We start from the raw sequence: 18,380 nt of genomic DNA, 5'->3' as shown, positions 1-18,380 counted from the left end.
TGCTCATCTCGTCAGGTTTGCCCTCACGGTCCGCGCCGCGGCTACTCGACCGTGACGGACTTCGCAAGGTTCCGCGGCTTGTCGACGTCGTAGCCACGGGCCTGGGCCACCCCGGCGGCGAACACCTGCAGCGGAATCGTCGACAGCAAGGGTTGGAGAAGCGTTGACACCGCAGGCATCTCGATGAGGTGATCGGCGTAGGGCCGGACCGTCTCGTCGCCTTCCTCGGCGATGACGATCGTCACCGCGCCACGCGCCTGGATCTCGCGGATGTTGCTCAGCAGCTTGCTGTGCAACATCGCGGCGTTCTTCGGCGACGGCATCACGACGATGACGGGCAGGCCGTCCTCGATCAGAGCGATCGGCCCGTGCTTGAGCTCGCCGGCCGCGAAGCCCTCGGCGTGCATGTACGCCAGCTCCTTGAGCTTCAACGCACCTTCCAGCGCGACGGGGTAGCCGACGTGGCGGCCGAGGAACAGCACCGTCTGCGATTGCGCGAACTGATGGGCGAGTGCCGTCACCGGCTCCATGCACGTCAGCACTCGGGCGATCAGATCGGGCATCGCCTCGAGTTCGCCGAATTCGCGCGCCACCTCGTCGGGATACTTGGTGCCGCGGGCCTGGGCCAGCGCCAGCCCGACCAGGTAGTTGGCGGCGACCTGCGCCAGGAACGTCTTGGTGGACGCGACGCCGATCTCCGGCCCGGCCCGGGTGTAGAGCACTGCGTCGCATTCCCGGGGAATCTGCGAACCGTTCGTGTTGCAGATGGCCAGCACCTTGGCCTTTTGATCCTTGGCGTGGCGGACCGCCTCCAGGGTGTCGGCCGTCTCACCGGACTGCGAGATGGCGATCACCAGCGTGCTGCGGTCCAGCACCGGGTCGCGGTACCGAAATTCGCTCGCCAGCTCGACCTCGACGGGAAGCCGCGTCCAGTGTTCGATGGCGTACTTGGCCAGCAGCCCCGAGTGATACGCCGTGCCGCAGGCGACGATGAAGACCTTGTCGATCTCGCGGAGTTCCTGGTCGCTGAGGCGCTGCTCGTCGAGCACGATCCGCCCGTCGGCGAAATGTCCGAGCAGCGTGTCCGCGACCGCCGCGGGCTGCTCGGCGATCTCCTTGAGCATGAAGTACTCGTAGCCGCCCTTCTCGGCGGCGGACAGGTCCCAGTCGATGTGAAACGGACGGGCAGCGGCGTCGTCCCGGTTGCCGTGGAAGTCGTAGATCGCGTAGCCGTCCGCGGTGATCACGACGGCCTGGTCCTGGCCGAGCTCGACGGCCTCGCGGGTGTGCTCGATGAAGGCGGCGACGTCGGACCCGAGGAACATCTCGCCGTCACCGACGCCGATCACCAGCGGCGTCGACCGCCTGGCGGCCACGATGGTGCCTGGGTCGTCCGCGTTGGCGAACACCAGCGTGAAGTGGCCTTCAAGGCGCGGAAGGACGGCCATCACGGAGGCCACGAAGTCACCGGCGGTGGCGCCGTGGTGGTACTGCCAAGACACCAGGTGGACGGCGACCTCGGTGTCGGTGTCGCTCGCGAACTCGACGCCCTCGGCCTCCAGCTCGGCACGCAACGCGGTGAAGTTCTCGATGATCCCGTTGTGGACGACGGCGATCTTGCCCGCGGCGTCGCGGTGCGGGTGGGCGTTGCGATCGGTCGGCCTGCCGTGGGTGGCCCACCGGGTGTGCCCCATGCCGGTGCTACCGGTCATGCCCTCGGAGTCGGACTCCGCGAGGGCCGCCTCGAGGTTGGCCAACCGTCCCGCGCGCCGACGCACCTCCATGCCGCCGTGACCGTCGAGCAGCGCGACGCCCGAGGAGTCGTAGCCCCGATACTCCATCCGACGCAAGGCATCGACGACGATGTCCCGGGCAGGACGCTGTCCGACGTAGCCGACGATTCCGCACATGGACTATCAGGGTAGTGCAGCCGCCGCCCCAACCTGGTGTGAGCTACGGTCATCGGGTGGCCAAGACGAAGAAACTCTTCGCTGCGTTGACCCGTCGGGGACCGCATCGCGTACTGCGCGGTGACCTGGCCTTTGCCGGTCTGCCCGGGCTCGTCTACACCCCCGAGAAGGGGATGAACCTGCCCGGCGTGGCATTCGGGCACGACTGGTTGGTCGCCGCCGACCGGTACGCAGGAACACTGGAACATCTGGCGTCGTGGGGCATCGTCGCCGCCGCCCCGAGTACCGAAACCAGCTTCGCCCCTTCGGCGCTGAATCTGGCGTTCGACCTGGGTACGACGCTGGACATCATCACCGGGGTGCGGCTGGGCCCCGGCAAGATCAGCGTGCACCCCACCAAACTCGGCGTCGCCGGCCACGGTTTCGGCGGCTCGGCGGCCGTCTTCGCCGCCGCGGGGATGACCGGCCGGGTCAAGGCTGCCGCCGCCCTGTTCCCGACCGTCACCAAGCCCGCCGCCACCCAGCCCGCGTCGTCTCTGCGGGTCCCTGGCCTGATCCTCGCCGACCCGGGTGACCCCATGTCGCTGCGCTCCAACGCCGTCGAGTTGGCCAGGGCATGGAGGCCGGCGACCCTGCGCGAGGTCAAGAAGGTGACCGCAGGCGGGCTCGTCGAAGGCCGCCGCGTCGCCAGGGCGCTCAAGCTGCCGGGCGCCGACAAGGGCACCCAGAAGATCGTGCGCGCGCTCCTGACGGGCTACCTGTTGCACGAGCTCACCGGCGACAAGGCCTACCGGGACTTCGCCGACCCCGAGGTGGCGTTGCCCAAGGCCGACGTCCTCGACCCGTTCTCCGACGACCCGGTCGCCTTGGAGAACAAGGTGGCCGCGCTCCTCAAGCCGTAGGCGTCGCCATCGTGTCGCCGACACTCCGGTTGTTGACGTCACCGTCGGCGCGTCGGGTCGACAACCGCGGTCTCGCGCTCAGACCCGCCTTCCCAACCAACTGGTTGATGGTGATATAACTCCGGGATGCGCACCGGAATCTTCTTGAGTTACGCCAGCGGCTTCAAGGAGGCGGCGAACCAGGTCGTCGAACTCGAGAAGTGCGGGGTCGACATCGCGTTGGTCGCCGAGGCCTACTCGTACGACGCGATCAGCCAGCTGGGCTACCTCGCGGCCAAGACCTCGACCATCGAACTGGGGACCGGCATCGTCCCGATCTACACCCGCACGCCGACGCTGCTGGCGATGACCGCCGCCGGCGTGGACTACGTCTCCGACGGCCGCTTCCGGCTCGGCATCGGCACCTCCGGCCCGCAGGTGGTGGAGGGCTTCCACGGCGTGCCCTTCGACGCACCGCTCGGTCGCACCCGCGAGATCGTCGAGATCTGCCGCCAGGTGTGGCGCCGCGACAAGGTCGAGTTCGACGGCAAGTACTACCAGGTGCCCCTGCCCGCCGACCGTGGCACCGGCCTCGGCAAGCCACTGAAACTCATCAATCACCCTGTCCGCGAACGCATTCCGATCGCCATCGCCGCACTCGGCCCGCAGAACGTCAAGCTCACCGCCGAGATCGCCGAAGGGTGGCAGCCGATCTTCTACTACCCCGAGAAGGCCGACGACGTCTGGGGTGACGCCTTGCGCGCCGGTGCCGCCAAGCGCGACCCCGCCCTCGGCCCGCTCGACGTCATGGTCTCGGCGAGCCTGGCCATCGGCGACGACGTCGACGACCGGCTCGCGTGGGCGAAACCCCAACTGGCGCTGTACATCGGCGGCATGGGCGCGCGCGGCAAGAACTTCTACCACAACCTGGCCACTCGCTACGGCTTCGGTGAGGTCGCCGACCGCATCCAGGACCTGTACCTCGCGGGCAAGAAGGAAGACGCCATCGCCGCGGTACCCGACGAGCTGGTGCGGGACATATCCCTGGTCGGCCCAAGGGGTTTCGTCAAGGAGCGGTTGGCCGCCTACGCAGAGGCCGGGGTCACCACGATGCTGGTGCACCCACTCTCCGGCGACGATCGCGAGACGGTGAAGTTCTGCGAGGAGCTCGTCGAGCTCGCGCACTGAGTCACACCAGCAGGGTGCCACCCTCGACGGTGAGCACCGTGCCGGTGCTGAACGCCTGCTCCATACAGTAGAGGTAGGCCAGCGCGACGTCGGCCACCTCGCCGACGCGGCCGAGTGGAACCCGTTGCGCCTCTTGCTCGTACAGCGCCTGCCGGTCGTCCTCGGACATGGCATCCCACAGGGGGGTGCGGATCAGCCCCGGCGCGACGGCGTTGACCCGGATCGGCGCCAACTCCATTGCCAGCGCCGTGGTCAACGCATTCATCGCGCCGCACAGGCTGGACGGAAGGACACCGTAGCCCGGGGTCCACGCCGCCGTGCCGCTGGTGAGCGTGATCGAGCCACCGGCGCGCAGCCGCGGACCGAACACCCGCGCAACGCTCAGAGCACCGATGAAGCGGGTCTGGAAGAACGCGTTGACGACCTCCGGCGTCAGCTCGGCAAGCGCCGTCATCTCGAGCGGCTCGCCGGCGGTGTAGACCAGGTGGTCGACGTCGCCGACCTCGGTGACCAGCCGGTCGAGCGCCCCGGGATCGGCGAGGTCGACGGTGGCGCCGCGGGCTCCGGCGGGGAGTTCGGCCAGGGCCCGGTCGACGCTGGTGCGACGCCGGGACACGACGATCACCGTGGCACCGCGGTCGGCCACCGCGCGTGCGACACCGAGTCCGATGCCCGAGGTGCCGCCGACGACGAGGACTTTCGCGTTCTTCAAGGTCATGGCTCCACGCTCCACCGGCCGGCGCCGTCCGTCCAAGACCCTTTGCGTCGCCCAGCGATACCGTGGAGGTATGAACAGGCCGGATCTCGACATGCGCAAGCTGCGCTACTTCGTGGCCGTCGCCGAGGAGCTGAACTTCGGGCGGGCCGCGAAGCTCCTTCACATTGCCCAGCCGGTGCTGTCGCGCCAGATCCGGGCCTTGGAGGGCGAACTCGGCGTCCGACTGCTGATCCGCGACACGCGCGGCGCCACACTCACCGACGCAGGCAGCCAACTGCTGCAGGACGCGCGCTTTCTGCTTGCGGAGTCAAAGGCCTTGCAAGAGAGGCTGTCCCGATCCGCCGTTTCCACGCGAGTCCTGCGGGTGGGGGTGATGCCGGGGTTGTTTGCGACCGCCGCCGTGCGGAACTTCGAATCGGCGAACCCCGCTCACCGCGCGAAGGTAGTCCCGATCGGGGCGGCCGAACAGCTCGAGTTGGTGCGCACCCGCACTCTCGACGTGGTCTACGCCCGGGAGCCCGTCGACCATCGCGGGCTCGGGACCGCTGCGCTTCTCGAGGAACCGCGGGACGCGCTGCTGTCCGTCGACGACCCCCTGGCCGGTCGACGGTCGGTGCGACTTGCCGAGCTGGCTTCGCACCGCCCACTGCAGGATCAGGCCGCCGTGCCGGAGTGGTATGCCGTCGCGACACCCGAACGACGGCGCGCCACTCACCGCGCGGCGTCCACCATGGAGGAGAAACTCGAGCGCGTCGCCGCCCACGAGGGCTTCGCCATCGTGCCGCGGTCAGCGACGGCGTTCTACCGGCGGCCCGACGTATGCGTCGTGCCGATCGAGAACATGCCGCCCGCTCGCGTCACGCTGATCTGGGATGCGGCCGTCGTCGATCCGGTCCGCGACGCGTTCGTCGCCGCCGCGCTGGCCTGCCGCGACCAGACCGTCTGAGCGTCCAACCACGAGCGAAGATGGTCTGGTGCCCAGCGCGTTTCCTCCCGCCCTGCCGAAGGGCGCCTTCTCGACGTCGGACCAGCCGCGGATCACTGTCGGAGACGCCCTGCTGAGACCGTGGATCCTCGAGGACGCCGCGGCCCTCGTCGCAGCGTTCGACGACGAAGCGATTCGGCGTTGGCACATCAGGCGCGCCGACACCGTCGACGAAGCACGAGAGCTGATCACGAGCTGGCAGCGCAGCTGGACCGCCGAGACCGAGTTCAACTGGGCGATCGTTGGTGCCGACGACGCCTTGCTGGGCCGCATCGCGTTGAAGGGCGTCGACCTGTTCGACGCCAGCGCTGAAGTCGCCTACTGGATGTGCCCCTCGTCGCGCGGCCGCGGACTGTGCCCGCGGGCCGTCGTCGCTCTCTCGGAGTGGGCGTTCCACACCGGCTTCCACCGCCTCCAGTTGCAGCACTCAACCCTCAACCTCGCCTCCTGCCGCGTGGCCACCAAGGCCGGGTTCCGCGAGGAGGGCACGCGACGCGGTGCGGCGTTGCACGCCGACGGCTGGCACGACATGCACGCCCACGCCCGCTTGAGCGGGGACGACGGCCACTGAATCCACTACTCCCCGACCTGCGGTAGCTCGTCGGCCGCGATCTCGCACGGCGTCGGCTCCGCGTCCCCGGCGAGGGGCTGTGCCATGGCATCGGGCAGATCCTGCACCGCAGGCGGCGGCGCGGGCGGCTCCGGAGGTGGGGTAGGCGCGGGTTCCGGAGTCGGGGGCGGTTCGGCTGCGGGGTCGGCGACGGCCTCCTCTGCCTCCTGCGGCTCTGCGACTTCCTCACCCTCCTCGGCCTTCTCGTCCTCTTCGCCCGACTCCGTCTTCTCGTCCTCTTCCGGATCCTCGTCGTCCGGTGGCTCGTCCAGGTCCTCGCCAAGATCGACGGACTCGTCGGAATCGGCGAGGTGGCCGGGATCGGAAGGGCCGCCGGAGCCCGCCAGGTCGCCACCCGAGCCGACCAGCCCACCGATCAGATCCGACAGCTGTTGTCCGAATCCACCGAGGCCGGAGCCCGCCGACCCCATGGACCCCAACGACGGGGCACCCGCGCCGAGGTCGCCCGACGAGGGCATCGGCGGCGTCACCGGTGGACTCAGGGGTGGGGCAGCCGGCGCGACCGACGCCGGGGCGGACCCGACGGACGCCGCGGGCACGGTCTGAACGGCCGCGGGTTCGGGCCGGGACGCGACCACCGGCACGGGCTCCGGCTGTTCCGTCGCGCTCCGGTCACCCCGCGGGCCGAGGGTGCCTGGCACGCCGAACACGACGACCGGCGCGGTGATCCGCGCGATCGCCGCGTCATAGGCGGCGTCGACTGCCGAGGCGGCGTCACGCATCGCCGCCACCCACCCGGCTCCGACCTCCAGGTCGACGAACGGCGTGACCTCGAGGTCGATCAGCTCGCTGGCGGCGGCGACGTCGCCGACCCCGGTCTTCACCGTCGTGGCGGCGGTCATCCACTCGGTCCGCCGCGGCTGCTGCGTGCCGTCGACCGCCTCGGTGGCGAGCACCTTGGCGTCGACCGCCTGCCACAGGGCATCCCGAAGGGTCGCCACCGCGCCCGCGGCCGCCCGCACCGCCGCGCTGACGGCGGTCGCCGATTGACAACTGCCCCAGAGGAATTCGCGGGCGGCCATCGCACCCCGGCCCGACCAGGCGGCGTCGAGATCGGTCATCAGGTCGGCCTGCATGCGGGCGGCGTCCTCGGCGGCCGACGCGGCAGCCGCCAAGGCACCGTGATCGGAGTCCAACGCTCTCAGGTCGAGACCGTCGTCGCCGGAGTACCAGTCGCGCACCTGCGCGGCGTGCGTCGTCAGGTCCGGATGCTGGTAGCCGAGCCGACGGCACGCCGCCACGTACTCCTCGACGTCGCCGACTGCGGGTCGACCGTCGGCGAGTCGGGCCGCGACGTCGAACTGGTTGGCCATCGTCACCCCAGCCGCGCGGCGCCGCGCGCGTCGCCGTCGACGTAGCGGTCGGCGGAGGCCCGCAACGCGGCGGCGATCTCGCGCATCGCCCTGGCCCACGCGTGAGTCTGGTCGACGACGTCGTCGACCGCGCGTCGCACCGCGTCTCCGCGGGCTACGTGGTCACGGCCGGCGAGGGCCCCGTCGAAGACGAGGTGGCCAAGCCGCCCACGGGCCAAGCCGTCGACGGCGTCGGCGATCGCGTCGCATCGGCCTGCAACTCCGAGGACCGCTCCGACGTCGACGCGCGCGGATTCAATTTCTCCCATGCCCGGTTAGGACGCAGCGCGCGGGCGTCTGGTTCCAGGTCGGTTCAGGCCAGGTCCATGTCGAGCCCCGCGAGATGACCGCGGGCTCGGGCCTGGCCGACCGATCCGGCGCCTGCGCCGTCGTGCAGCAGCCGCCAACCGTCGCGGTCGTCGCGTCCCTCCGGCAGGTCCAACCACCGGCGCAGCAGACCCATGTCACGGGTTGCCACGACCGCGGTCCGCAAGCTCGTGCTGAGCTCGGTCCGAAGGCGCGCGATCGCGGGCGACATCGATTGCGGCAAAAGGGCACCGGTGTACTCATCCAGCGCCGGACCCACCCGGCCGGACCGAAGTTGGTCGAAGACCTCGCTGACGTCACTGACGACCGGTTCAAGCAGTCGATACGGTCGAGACCCGACCATGACGGGGTGGATGACCCGTCGCAGCCGCGACATCTCGGCGCGGACCGTCACCACGTCGAGGTCCTTGTCGTCGAGCATCATCGCCAGGTGGTCGGCGCTGAGACCCTCGGGGTGCTGGCTCAGCAGCACCAGGATGTCGGCGTGCCTCGGCGTCAGTGACGCGCTGCGCGTCCTGCCGGTGTCGTCGACGAACTGCCACCGCGGACGATCGGCGCCCAGCACCCGCAGATGCGCACTCGACGATTGCTCGGCGCCCGCATTCGGCCCGGTCAACCGGAGCAACGCCAGATGGTTCTCCACGGCGACCGCGGTGGCACGAACCAGCGCCAACGCCTGGCCCGACGCCACCTCGGCGCCGCCGGTCAGATCGATCGCGCCGAGTAGGGCGCCGGTGGTGGGGTCATGGACGGGTGCCGCGGTGCAACTCCACGGCTGGACGACGCGGGAGAAGTGCTCGGAGCTTCTGATCTGGACTTCGCGATCAAGCGCGAGGGCGGTTCCTGGCGCATTCGTTCCGACGCGACGCTCGCTCCAGTTGGAGCCGGGCACGAAGTTCATCGCCTCGGCGTTGCGGCAGGCTTGCTGGTCGCCCTCCACCCACAGCAACGTGCCGTCGGCAGCCGTGACGGCCACGACGACACCCGAGTCTGCCGCGTCGTCGACCAGTAGACGCCGAATCACCGGCAACGCCGATGCCAACGGATGCGTGTCGCGCATCCGGGCCAAGGACAGCGTGACGTCCGACGACGACGCCCCTTCACTGTCCGGATTGACGCCCTTGGCCAGGCTGCGGCACCAACTCTCCGCGACGATGGGTCGAATCGCGGTGGAGGCCAGAAAGGCCGAATCGACTTCCCCGGCGACGAACATCTCGTGCATGGTGCGCAGCGCCGTCGACGTAAGCCACGACGGCGGACGGCCGTCCAGCGCCCTCGACGAACCCACTGCAGATCACGCTCCTAGTACCGGCAAACTCCACGGCCAAAGCTTCGAGGCCCGTCCACCCCACCCGTTGTCAGAGTAGTCCTCCTGCCCGAATGGAGGGGCCGTCTCCGCCCAAGTGCATTGGCGTCGCTCATATGAGCGGCGCCAACCTGCCGCCGATCGTCCACTATTCGGCTCGGGTGGTCTATCATCGCTGTGCGCTTGGCGTACAGGAATCTGGTGTGAATCCAGAACGGACGCGCCGCTGTGAACACACTGAAATCTGGTGTGTGAGTCAGATGTTGGGCCAAGTGCATCCTGAACTAGCGGGGTCGCGTGACGCCCCGAAAGGAACTTCTCGAATGACGACTCGTCAAACCGGCGTAGCGGTCCGCCCGCTGTCCGCGTCCCTGCCCTCCGCAGCCTGGCTCGCTGGCACCGCCTTCCTGGCATTGGTCCTGTTGTACTTCGTCGGCCTCGATCAGGGCGCCACGTCGGTGTTCGGCAGCGACACCCACATTCACGAATTCATTCACGACGCCCGCCATCTGCTCGGATTCCCTTGCCACTGACCCGCCAGCGCGGCACCCAAAGCGCGAAGGGATAGCGGCCATGCCACAGGGACGCCCGCTCGTCGTTCCCGACGACGGCCGCACCACCCGGGCCCGTCGCAACAGCCCGGTGCTCGCCGTGCACACCGGCCCCGGCAAGGGAAAGTCGACTGCCGCCTTCGGAATGGCGCTGCGCGCCTGGAACTCGGGTTTCGACGTAGCGGTGTTCCAGTTCGTCAAGAGCGCCAAGTGGAGGGTCGGCGAGGAGGCCGTCTTTGCGCGCCTCGGTGACCTTCACCGCGAACACGGCATCGGCGGCAACGTCGAGTGGCACAAGATGGGTGCCGGGTGGTCGTGGTCCCGAAAGGCCGGCAGCGAGCAGGACCACGCGGCTGCAGCGGCCGATGGCTGGGCCGAGATCGCCTGCAGGCTCGCCGATGAACGGCACGACTTCTACGTGCTCGACGAGTTCACCTACCCGCTGAAGTGGGGCTGGGTGGACGTCGACGACGTGGTCGAAACGCTGTTGGCGCGTCCAGGCAGCCAGCACGTCGTGATCACCGGCCGAGATGCACCACGTCGACTGACGGATGACGCCGACCTCGTCACCGAGATGACGAAGGTCAAACACCCCATGGATGCCGGACGCAAGGGCCAGAAGGGGATCGAGTGGTAGCCACGACGCCCGCGGTGGTGGTGGCCGCGCCCTCATCGGGTAGCGGAAAGACCACGGTGGCAACGGGATTGATGGGTGCACTCAGACGCGCCGGGAATCGGGTTGCGCCGTTCAAGGTCGGGCCCGACTTCATCGATCCCGGCTATCACGCGCTGGCCGCTGGCAGACCTGGCCGCAACCTCGACCCGGTGTTGGTGTCCGAAGAGCTCATCGGGCCCCTGTATCGGCACGGCTGCGCGGGCGCCGACATCGCGGTGGTCGAGGGGGTCATGGGCCTGTTCGACGGCCGCATCGACCCGGAGTCGGTGGCGCCCGCGGTCGGATCGACGGCCCACGTCGCGTCGCTGCTGAACGCTCCCGTCCTACTGGTCGTGGATGCCAGCGGCCACAGTCAGAGCATTGCCGCCGTGCTGCACGGGTTTTCGACGTTCGACACCAGAACCCGCATCGGCGGAGTCATCCTCAACAGGGTCGGCTCCCCCCGCCACGAACAGGTGCTCCGACAGGCCTGCGAGTTCATCGGCATGCCCGTGCTCGGCGCCATTCCGCGCGCGACCGAACTGTCGGTACCGTCGAGACATCTCGGCCTCGTCACCGCAGTGGAGCACGGCAACCAGGCAAGGGCCGCCGTCGACGCGATGACGAGCCTGGTGGCACAGCACGTCGACCTCGCAGCCGTCGCCGCCCTCGCGGCAGCGAACGTCACTGCGGCACCGTGGGATCCCGTCACGGCGGTCGGCGGCCCCGTCGACGGTCACCCGGTAGTGGCCGTGGCCGCAGGCCGGGCGTTCAGCTTCAGCTATGCCGAACACACCGAAATGCTGCGTGCCGCGGGCGCCGTCGTCGTCGAATTCGATCCCATCGTCGAGTCACTGCCGGAGCGCACCGATGCGCTGATCCTGCCCGGCGGGTTCCCCGAGCAATATCTTCCCGAACTGTCCGCCAACGTCGAGGTGCGGCAGCAGATCCGCGAACTGGCCGAGCATGCGCCGATCTACGCCGAGTGCGCTGGGCTGACGTATCTGATGACACGACTCGAGGACCACCCGATGTGTGGGGTCTTCGACGGCACCGCCCACTTCACCAAGCGACTCACCCTGGGCTACCGAGATGCCGTCGCGGCAGGCGATTCCGTCCTACATCCGCTGGGCCATCGCGCCGTAGGACACGAATTTCACCGCACCACGGTCGAATTCGACGCCGCGTACCCGCCGGCATGGTCGTTCCTCGTCGGCGATGTCACCAAGCACGACGGCGCGATCCGCAACAAGGTGCATGCCGCCTATCTCCACACCCACCCGGCGGGCCAACCCGACGCGGTGCGCAGTTTCGCCGCGAGCGCCGTGCCGGTAGCGGCCGCCCAGCCAAGTCGATGAGTACCCCTGAGCAGAACGGAGATCCAATGGACTTCACGACGGTGACCGCCCCGGATGCCAACGCCGAGCGCGCGGCACGGGCGCGCCAAGACGTCCTTACCAAGCCCAAGGGCGCCCTCGGCAGGCTCGAGGACCTCTCGGTGTGGGTGTCGGCATGCCAGGGCGAATGCCCACCAAGACAATTCGCCCGCGCCCGCGTGGTCGTCTTCGCCGGTGACCACGGCGTCGCACAGGCCGGGGTATCCGCCTACCCGCCGGAGGTGACGGCACAGATGGTCGCCAACATCGACTCCGGCGGTGCCGCGATCAACGTGTTGGCCGGCGCCGCGGGCGCGACGGTACGCGTCGTCGACGTCTCCGTCGACTGCGATCAACCGCTCTCTGAACGGATCGGCGCGCACAAGGTACGCCGCGGCAGCGGAAACATCGCCGTCGAGGACGCCATGACCGAGGCCGAGACGATCGCCGCGGTGACGGCCGGTCGTCGCATCGCCGACGAAGAGATCGATGCGGGCGCAGACCTCCTCATCGCTGGGGACATGGGCATCGGGAACACGACCCCGACGACGGCTTTGATCTCGGCGCTGACGGGACGGGAGCCGGTCGCGCTGGTCGGCAGGGGAACCGGCATCGACGACGCGGGCTGGGCCCGCAAGACGGCCGCGGTGCGTGACGCGCTGTACCGTGCGCGCGGCGCCACTGCCGATCCGCTTGCCCTGCTGCGCATCTGCGGCGGGCCGGATCTCGCCGCCATGGCCGGATTCTGCGCGCAGGCAGCCATCCGGCGCACCCCCCTACTGCTCGACGGCGTCGTCGTGACCGGCGCCGCCCTGGTCGCGGAACGGCTGGCCCCCGGCGCCAGCAGTTGGTGGCAGGCCGGCCATCGCTCCACTGAGCCCGCCCACTCGATCGCCCTGGCACATCTGGGCCTCGAACCCGTAGTCGACTTGGGGATGCGACTGGGCGAGGGCTCCGGCGCCGCGGTGGCGCTGACCGTTCTCCGGGCGGCCGTCACGACCCTGTCCTCGATGGCGACCTTCGGCGAGGCCGAGGTCTCCGACCGCGATGACGCCGGTGATCGGGCTACCCCGGTGTCCTGAGCACGTCATCGACGCAGCAGCTATACGTCCTTGATCAACCCTGCGCCCCAACGGATCTGGTCACTAGGCGACGCGGGGCGCAGGAAGATGCAGTCGGCGTCGAGGGGCTGGTGACGCCGGGAATGAACTCGACGTTCAGTGTCAACGCTTCACGGTCGCGAATCTCGTCGAAACATGCTGCGCCACTGCGGATGTACGGTCACAAATCTCGCGGAGAAGTCCGACGAGCGATTGCTTCACGCGGCGTTGCCTCGGCTCGCCGACTTGTCAAGAAAAGGAGCGCCACGACATCCTGCATCGCGTCGATTGCCAAGTCGCGATCTGCCGTGGACCACCCGGGCCGATACCGATCACCCTCGGCGTGGGAATTTCCGAGAAGAGATGGCGCCCCGGCCTGGCCACCCCTCCCAACACTCGACGGAACCTGTTCTTTCGGACGGTATTCGGTGTCCAGTACCGGATGACGACGTGCCACGCGGTTACGGTGGGGCGATGTCCGGTTGCTCCTACGACTACGTGCACGACGGCGTCGAAATCGATCGTCGTTCCTTCGAAACCATCCGCGCCGAGAGCGATCTCACGGGCTTCCCAGAGGGTGCCGAGAGCGTGGTGGTCCGCATGATCCATGCGAGCGGGCAGACCGATCTCACCGATGACACCCGGATCAGCAGCGGTGCCGTCGAGGCAGCACGAACGGCCTTGGCGGCGGGCGCGCCGATCCTGTGCGACGTCATGATGGTCGCCTCCGGGGTGACCCGTTCGCGACTGCCCGCCGACAACCACGTCCTGTGTCTCGTTGGCGACCGTCGTATCCCCCGTCTCGCTACCGAACTCGAAACAACGACAACCGCTGCTGCAGTGCACTTGTGGGCCCCGCTGCTGGACGGCGCGGTCGTGGCCATCGGCAACGCCCCCACGGCGCTTTTCGCACTGCTGGAGCTCATCGATGCCGGCGCACCCAGGCCCGCCGTCATCGTCGGGGCACCCGTCGGCTTCATCGGTGCCACGGAATCGTGCGACGCCCTGCTCGCGCGGAGCGATCTCGAGCACGTCACCGTCCTGGGCAGACGCGGCGGCTCGGCGATCACCGCCGCAGCCGTCAACGCGCTCGCCAGCACCGCCGAGTAGGCAGCGACTCGATCGAATGATCAGAACCCGTGACGAGGACGTGTGCCCGGGCACCCTGCAGGCACATTCGGCCGCCGACGGCGGGTTGGCCCGTGTGCGTCTGCCCGGGGGAATGATCAGCTCGGCACAGCTCTCCGCCCTGGCCCGGGTGGCCTCGTCGGCCGGCTCGGGAATCCTCGAACTGACCTCGCGCGGCGGCGTGCAGCTGCGCGGCATCACCGACCTCTGCGCGGTCGTAGACGCCGCGACCGCGGCAAACCTCCTGCCGTCAATCACCCATGACCGCGTCCGCAACATCGTGTCCTCTCCACTGTCGGGCCGTTCGGGAGGATTCGGAGACGTTCGACCGTGGGTCGGCCGGCTGGACGACGCCATCCAGAATTCAGCGGCACTGGCGAGTCTGCCGGGGCGGTTCCTGTTCGGCATCGACGACGGCCGCGGGGATGTTGCCCAACTGGAGGCCGACGTCGGCGTCCGGGTGCTCGACGACGCGGCGGCGCCGTCGGTTGCCCTGTCCCTGGCCGGCGTCGACACCGGAGTGCGCCTAACGGCTGCGGCGGCGATACCGGCGATGATCACCGTCGCCAAGCGGTTCACCCAGCAGCGCGGAAAGCACTGGCGAATCCGCGAGATGTCCGACCGAAGCACGCTGCTCGAGGCCTTCGGGATCGACCGATCTCCCCTGCACCCGCTGCCGACGACGACGGCACCTCCGGTGGGCTGGATCGAGCAGGAGGACGGGCGGATCGCGGTCGGTGCGGCGGTGCCGTTCGGCGTCGTTCACGCCGGGGTCGCCCACGCCATGGCCGCGTTCGGCGCACCGCTGATCGTCACTCCGTGGCGTTCGGTGCTGCTCTGCGATCTCGACGGCGCCGACGCCGTCGACGCCTTGCGCACCCTCGCCCCGAGGGGGCTGGTCTTCGACAAGGCCTCCCCCTGGCTTCAGATCAGCGCGTGCGTCGGTAATCAGGGTTGTCGGCACTCGGCGACCGACGTGCGGGCGGACGCCACCGCGGCCGTCGAGGCAGCCAGGGACGCCGGGAAACGGCAACACTGGGTGGGGTGCCAACGAGCCTGCGGAAGTCCCCCACGCGGCGAGGTACTGGTCGCGACCGGTGCCGGCTACCGCCGTCTGACGCCAGAGGTCCGAGACTGAATCCGCTGCGGTGAGCCCGAGAGGTGCAGGGCCAGGATGACCCCGGTGATCAAGAGGCTACGGCCCACTTCGGGGATCGTCAGCTCCCGTCCCGCGGCAGCGGCTGCGGCGCCGAAGGCCGTCACTCCGGGCACCAGCTCTCAGTCGATGCCGTGGCGCTCCAGCTCGCGTAACTGCCCCGCCGGCGTGGAGTACACGGACAGGTCACCCGAATGCAGGCGCGCGACGTCGTGACCCGCGGCACGAGCTAGAGCGATATCGTCGACGACGTCCGACAACGGCATTCGAGCCGTGTTGACGAGGGTGGCGCCCGCCGGGCACCGGGTCAGCATTCCTGCAGTACCACCGATGAAGTAGACGGTCACCTCACCCCGCCGATGCGCAGGATTCAGAGGGGTCACGGTCCCCGAGGTTCAGCTCGGCGAGTTCGATCATGCTTCGCCAGAACCTCTTCCGCTCCAGACGGGTGTGCCCGATGACCACCGAACGCCATTGGGCGATGAAGGGCGCGAAGTAGCGACTCTCGTCGAGCAATTCGGCGGTGTCGGAGACCAGTTCGCTTCCGACAGGCTCGGTCGCGTTCAGCGTCCGCCACATTCGGGCGGTGATCCGAACTCGACGCCGATGCTCGACCAGGGCCGAGAGCAGCCACCGGATCGCCCGGCGTTCGTCGTCGCTGATCCAGGTGGCGTCCCCGCAGCTGTTCAGGAAGGCCTGTTGCGCCTTGGTCGACTCGTTGAGCTCTTGCAGGACGCGTACCGCCTCGATGCGCATCTGCGCGGCGGGCATCTCGGCGGCGGCGGCGATGGCAGTCACGATACCCGTTGCGTACGAAGGGGAATACCCACGACGATGCGGGCCGCGTTATGACCAAGAATACGAGCCACCGTCGGTTCTGCCGGACCGCCGGAGGCCAATTCGGACAGTGGCTCCGGCAGCTTGTCGTGCTGGACGGACACGCGCCCATCGGCGTCGATACCCACCCCGACGCTCAACGACGACCGTCCTGCGGCCATCCGTGCGAGTGCCTCTGCGTCGGTCCGATTCCGCGGCCGCTCGACGATCGACGGCACACCCTCTTCCTCGATCCCGGCCAGGACCTCGTTCTCGACCTGCCCACCCATGGAACTGAGTACCAGGATGGCTGGCTTCTCGGCCTGGCCGCCCTCAAGCACGAGCACCCACCTGAGGTTGCACCGCCGCAAGGTGGCCGTTGGCGTCGGCGGGCACGCGCGTCTCGTCCTGTGCCGTCTCGTCCGGTTCTACGGTGTCAGCCGTCGCACGGGACGCCGCGTAGGACGCGACCAGACCGGACGCCACCGCGTTGCGCGGCCCCTCGGTACCGCGGACATTGCCCGTCCCGCAGACGATTCCAAAGGGCGCCACGGCGTCGGCTATCAGCTCGGGGATTTCGAAGTCCAGCGCGCAGCCGCCCAGCAGCACCACGAAGCCGATCTGACGCAGATCGCCACCAGGGGCGATGCTGCGCAGCGCCCGCAGCGCGTTCACGACGAACACCCGCTCCTTGGCCGTTCTGCGCACGGTGCGAATCCGGTCCAGCGAATGCCGGGTGGGAATGGGGTTCATCCCGGTCTCGCCCAAGGCCACCACGCGTGCGAATGCCGTTGGCGGCAAGGGTGTCTCGAAGAACTGGACGGTGCCGTTCTCCAACCGGATGTGGAAGAAGCTCTCGGCCTTGCCAAGCGGACAGCGCTTGATCTCCTCGGCCAGCTCGAGGTTGTCCAACCCCAGCTCGGCGTCGATCAGCTTGGTGACCAGATCACCGGCACCGGCCAGATGGGTGGCGTCGGTGTGGTCGTTGGTCTCGATCACCGCGGCATCGGTCGACCCGCCACCGAGATCGAGCACGACCAACGGCTTGTCGGTGCCCGGCGTGGTGAGCGCCCCGAGGACCGCCATCTCCGCTTCGACGCCGCCGACGACGACGTCGACCTTCGTGGCGCCGGCCTCGCGCAGATGAGTGGTGACCGCCTCGGCGACGGCCTTCATACCGCTTTCCTTGGTGCGGACCATCGCCGCCAGCGCGACCGCGTTCTCCAAGGCCACCTCACCGGCGACACCGCCCCGAACCTCTTGCGGCACAGCGGTATCGATGGCGAGTAGATCCTGAATACGCACATCGGCCAGGGCGTGGTTGGACAGGTCGGCCATGCTTTGGCGAACGTTGGCGATCATTCCGCCGGTGTTGGTGCCCGCCTCGCCCATGACGTCGACCAACGGGCTGACCCGCTGCACCTCGGCCATGATGTCGGCAGCACCACGGGATACGTCGACCGTCGCCTTCTTCTGCACCCCGATCAGGTCCAACGAACCCGCCGGGATGGTCCGGTCCTCGACGTCACCCGACGGCGTGCGCACGACGACGGCTGAACGGTTGCCCGTCAACGCCCGCGCAACCGGCGACACCACCTTCGTTTGTTCGGGATCGAGACCGAAGATGGTCGCCAAGCCGTAGGCATTCGACAGCGTCCTGATGGACTGGCCGGGACCGGCGACCTCGACGGCGGCCACCATGCCCTTGGGCACCAGGTCCACCCGCGACACCTCGTCGATGATGGGGATCTTGGTGTTCAGACGGTTGGCGACCAGGACGGCGTCGTCGTTGCAGAGGATCGCGCCGGTGACGTCGACACCCCGGTCTACCGCTGCGTTGATGGCGTTGGCGGTGAAGTCGAAGTCAACGCCTCTCGCCACCAGCACGATGATCGGCTCGCCCGGTGTGGCGTCGGCCAAGGCCTCGAAGTCGACGATGGTGCCGACTCCGAGCCCCTTGCCTCCTGGCGTCCGCGGGTCATGTCCGATCATGGTCGACTCGGTGATGATGGTCTCGGTGATGGTCTCCATCGCCAGCCCACTGATCACCGGGGTCGCCTCGTTGAGCAGGATGAGGTCCAGGTCGGCCAACTGCATGCCAGCCCGTTCCAATGCCCACGTCACTGACTTAGCGACCCCGTCGACGTTCTTGACAGTGCCCTTGATGCCCGTCGTGCGGGTCAATGCCGCACCGACGTAATCGACCGACCCGTCGGGGCCGATAGTGGCGAGACTGGCCTCCGTCGTGGAGTTGCCAATGTCGACCCCGACGATAGTTCGAAACACCCGCGTCAACTCTC

Annotated in this window: 18 protein-coding genes, 1 pseudogene and 1 riboswitch; of the genes and pseudogenes, 10 read left to right on the top strand and 9 right to left on the bottom strand. The window is 68.7% G+C overall.

The features are described from left to right. Positions 1–41: 41 nt before the first annotated feature. Positions 42–1,910 (bottom strand): glutamine--fructose-6-phosphate transaminase (isomerizing), encoded by a 1,869-nt coding sequence (gene glmS / locus B1790_RS15550; RefSeq protein WP_079924154.1) that lies wholly within the window; start codon positions 1,908–1,910, stop codon positions 42–44. 56 nt (positions 1,911–1,966) lie between these two features. Here glmS and B1790_RS15545 point away from each other — a divergent pair, with 56 nt between their 5' ends. Both B1790_RS15545 and B1790_RS15540 read left to right on the top strand, forming a co-directional pair. Further along, complete coding sequence (locus B1790_RS15545; protein ID WP_079924152.1) at positions 1,967–2,812, top strand: dienelactone hydrolase family protein; 846 nt, start codon at positions 1,967–1,969, stop codon at positions 2,810–2,812. A 126-nt stretch (positions 2,813–2,938) separates the two neighbouring features. Beyond that, positions 2,939–3,979: an LLM class F420-dependent oxidoreductase gene (locus B1790_RS15540; protein WP_079924150.1), complete on the top strand. Its 1,041-nt coding sequence runs from the start codon at positions 2,939–2,941 to the stop codon at positions 3,977–3,979. A gap of 1 nt (position 3,980) precedes the next feature. On the opposite strand, the gene B1790_RS15535 is transcribed toward B1790_RS15540, so the two are convergent. After that, positions 3,981–4,697: an SDR family oxidoreductase gene (locus B1790_RS15535; protein WP_079924149.1), complete on the bottom strand. Its 717-nt coding sequence runs from the start codon at positions 4,695–4,697 to the stop codon at positions 3,981–3,983. Between the two features lie 70 nt (positions 4,698–4,767). Here B1790_RS15535 and B1790_RS15530 point away from each other — a divergent pair, with 70 nt between their 5' ends. Both B1790_RS15530 and B1790_RS15525 read left to right on the top strand, forming a co-directional pair. After that, the gene (locus B1790_RS15530) at positions 4,768–5,643 is read left to right on the top strand and encodes a LysR family transcriptional regulator (RefSeq protein ID WP_079924147.1); all 876 of its coding nucleotides are present in this window, start codon (positions 4,768–4,770) and stop codon (positions 5,641–5,643) included. A gap of 28 nt (positions 5,644–5,671) precedes the next feature. After that, on the top strand, positions 5,672–6,253 hold the full coding sequence (locus tag B1790_RS15525) for a GNAT family N-acetyltransferase (RefSeq protein WP_233165143.1): 582 nt from the start codon (positions 5,672–5,674) through the stop codon (positions 6,251–6,253). Between the two features lie 5 nt (positions 6,254–6,258). On the opposite strand, the gene B1790_RS15520 is transcribed toward B1790_RS15525, so the two are convergent. The 3 genes from B1790_RS15520 to B1790_RS15510 are packed head-to-tail and all read right to left on the bottom strand — an operon-like array spanning position 6,259 to position 9,280. Then, entirely contained in the window at positions 6,259–7,626 is a 1,368-nt protein-coding gene (locus tag B1790_RS15520) for a hypothetical protein (protein ID WP_079924189.1), read from the bottom strand. A gap of 2 nt (positions 7,627–7,628) precedes the next feature. After that, a complete protein-coding gene (locus tag B1790_RS15515; protein WP_079924143.1) occupies positions 7,629–7,934 on the bottom strand; it encodes a type VII secretion target in 306 nt (101 codons plus the stop codon). 44 nt (positions 7,935–7,978) lie between these two features. Then, positions 7,979–9,280, bottom strand: coding sequence for a transcriptional regulator (locus tag B1790_RS15510; RefSeq protein ID WP_369832355.1), 1,302 nt, complete (start codon positions 9,278–9,280; stop codon positions 7,979–7,981). 165 nt (positions 9,281–9,445) lie between these two features. Then, a riboswitch (cobalamin riboswitch) is annotated at positions 9,446–9,584 on the top strand. A 37-nt stretch (positions 9,585–9,621) separates the two neighbouring features. Here B1790_RS15510 and B1790_RS15505 point away from each other — a divergent pair. The 6 genes from B1790_RS15505 to cobG all read left to right on the top strand — a co-directional run bounded on the left by B1790_RS15505 (position 9,622) and on the right by cobG (position 15,246). After that, positions 9,622–9,831 (top strand): CbtB domain-containing protein, encoded by a 210-nt coding sequence (locus B1790_RS15505; RefSeq protein WP_079924142.1) that lies wholly within the window; start codon positions 9,622–9,624, stop codon positions 9,829–9,831. A gap of 40 nt (positions 9,832–9,871) precedes the next feature. Further along, positions 9,872–10,486 carry a cob(I)yrinic acid a,c-diamide adenosyltransferase gene (gene cobO, locus B1790_RS15500; protein ID WP_079924141.1) on the top strand — a complete coding sequence of 205 codons (615 nt, stop codon included), beginning with the start codon at positions 9,872–9,874 and terminating at the stop codon, positions 10,484–10,486. Continuing rightward, positions 10,480–11,862, top strand: coding sequence for a cobyrinate a,c-diamide synthase (locus B1790_RS15495; RefSeq protein ID WP_079924140.1), 1,383 nt, complete (start codon positions 10,480–10,482; stop codon positions 11,860–11,862). Before cobO ends, B1790_RS15495 begins: the two co-directional genes overlap by 7 nt. A 26-nt stretch (positions 11,863–11,888) precedes the next feature. Beyond that, positions 11,889–12,962 carry a nicotinate-nucleotide--dimethylbenzimidazole phosphoribosyltransferase gene (gene cobT, locus B1790_RS15490; RefSeq protein ID WP_079924139.1) on the top strand — a complete coding sequence of 358 codons (1,074 nt, stop codon included), beginning with the start codon at positions 11,889–11,891 and terminating at the stop codon, positions 12,960–12,962. 492 nt (positions 12,963–13,454) lie between these two features. Continuing rightward, complete coding sequence (locus tag B1790_RS15485; RefSeq protein ID WP_079924138.1) at positions 13,455–14,090, top strand: precorrin-8X methylmutase; 636 nt, start codon at positions 13,455–13,457, stop codon at positions 14,088–14,090. 16 nt (positions 14,091–14,106) lie between these two features. Continuing rightward, complete coding sequence (gene cobG / locus B1790_RS15480; RefSeq protein WP_079924136.1) at positions 14,107–15,246, top strand: precorrin-3B synthase; 1,140 nt, start codon at positions 14,107–14,109, stop codon at positions 15,244–15,246. 38 nt (positions 15,247–15,284) lie between these two features. Here the strand turns inward: cobG and B1790_RS15475 are convergent. From B1790_RS15475 to B1790_RS15460, 4 genes and pseudogenes are all read right to left on the bottom strand, one after another. Beyond that, a pseudogene (locus tag B1790_RS15475) lies at positions 15,285–15,584 on the bottom strand (SAM-dependent methyltransferase); the annotation flags it as partial. Between the two features lie 28 nt (positions 15,585–15,612). After that, positions 15,613–16,062: a hypothetical protein gene (locus tag B1790_RS15470; protein ID WP_079924133.1), complete on the bottom strand. Its 450-nt coding sequence runs from the start codon at positions 16,060–16,062 to the stop codon at positions 15,613–15,615. Then, on the bottom strand, positions 16,059–16,427 hold the full coding sequence (locus tag B1790_RS15465; RefSeq protein ID WP_233165142.1) for a glycerol dehydratase reactivase beta/small subunit family protein: 369 nt from the start codon (positions 16,425–16,427) through the stop codon (positions 16,059–16,061). Before B1790_RS15465 ends, B1790_RS15470 begins: the two co-directional genes overlap by 4 nt. After that, entirely contained in the window at positions 16,414–18,366 is a 1,953-nt protein-coding gene (locus tag B1790_RS15460) for a diol dehydratase reactivase subunit alpha (protein ID WP_079924131.1), read from the bottom strand. Before B1790_RS15460 ends, B1790_RS15465 begins: the two co-directional genes overlap by 14 nt. Positions 18,367–18,380 lie beyond the last annotated feature (14 nt).

Origin of the sequence: Mycobacterium sp. AT1 (assembly GCF_002043095.1) — a bacterium.
In the GTDB taxonomy this organism is placed as follows: domain Bacteria; phylum Actinomycetota; class Actinomycetes; order Mycobacteriales; family Mycobacteriaceae; genus Mycobacterium.
Note: the sequence above shows the minus strand (reverse complement) of the source record. Positions and strands in the feature narration are given on the sequence as shown.

Bases quoted from the DNA above. Each gene is read 5' to 3' on its own strand.
- glmS (WP_079924154.1), bottom strand. From the start codon at position 1,910: ATGTGCGGAATCGTCGGCTACGTCGGACAGCGTCCTGCCCGGGACATC.
- B1790_RS15540 (WP_079924150.1), top strand. From the start codon at position 2,939: ATGCGCACCGGAATCTTCTTGAGTTACGCCAGCGGCTTCAAGGAGGCG.
- B1790_RS15535 (WP_079924149.1), bottom strand. From the start codon at position 4,697: ATGACCTTGAAGAACGCGAAAGTCCTCGTCGTCGGCGGCACCTCGGGC.
- B1790_RS15530 (WP_079924147.1), top strand. From the start codon at position 4,768: ATGAACAGGCCGGATCTCGACATGCGCAAGCTGCGCTACTTCGTGGCC.
- B1790_RS15520 (WP_079924189.1), bottom strand. From the start codon at position 7,626: ATGGCCAACCAGTTCGACGTCGCGGCCCGACTCGCCGACGGTCGACCC.
- B1790_RS15515 (WP_079924143.1), bottom strand. From the start codon at position 7,934: ATGGGAGAAATTGAATCCGCGCGCGTCGACGTCGGAGCGGTCCTCGGA.
- B1790_RS15505 (WP_079924142.1), top strand. From the start codon at position 9,622: ATGACGACTCGTCAAACCGGCGTAGCGGTCCGCCCGCTGTCCGCGTCC.
- cobO (WP_079924141.1), top strand. From the start codon at position 9,872: ATGCCACAGGGACGCCCGCTCGTCGTTCCCGACGACGGCCGCACCACC.
- cobT (WP_079924139.1), top strand. From the start codon at position 11,889: ATGGACTTCACGACGGTGACCGCCCCGGATGCCAACGCCGAGCGCGCG.
- B1790_RS15485 (WP_079924138.1), top strand. From the start codon at position 13,455: ATGTCCGGTTGCTCCTACGACTACGTGCACGACGGCGTCGAAATCGAT.
- cobG (WP_079924136.1), top strand. From the start codon at position 14,107: ATGATCAGAACCCGTGACGAGGACGTGTGCCCGGGCACCCTGCAGGCA.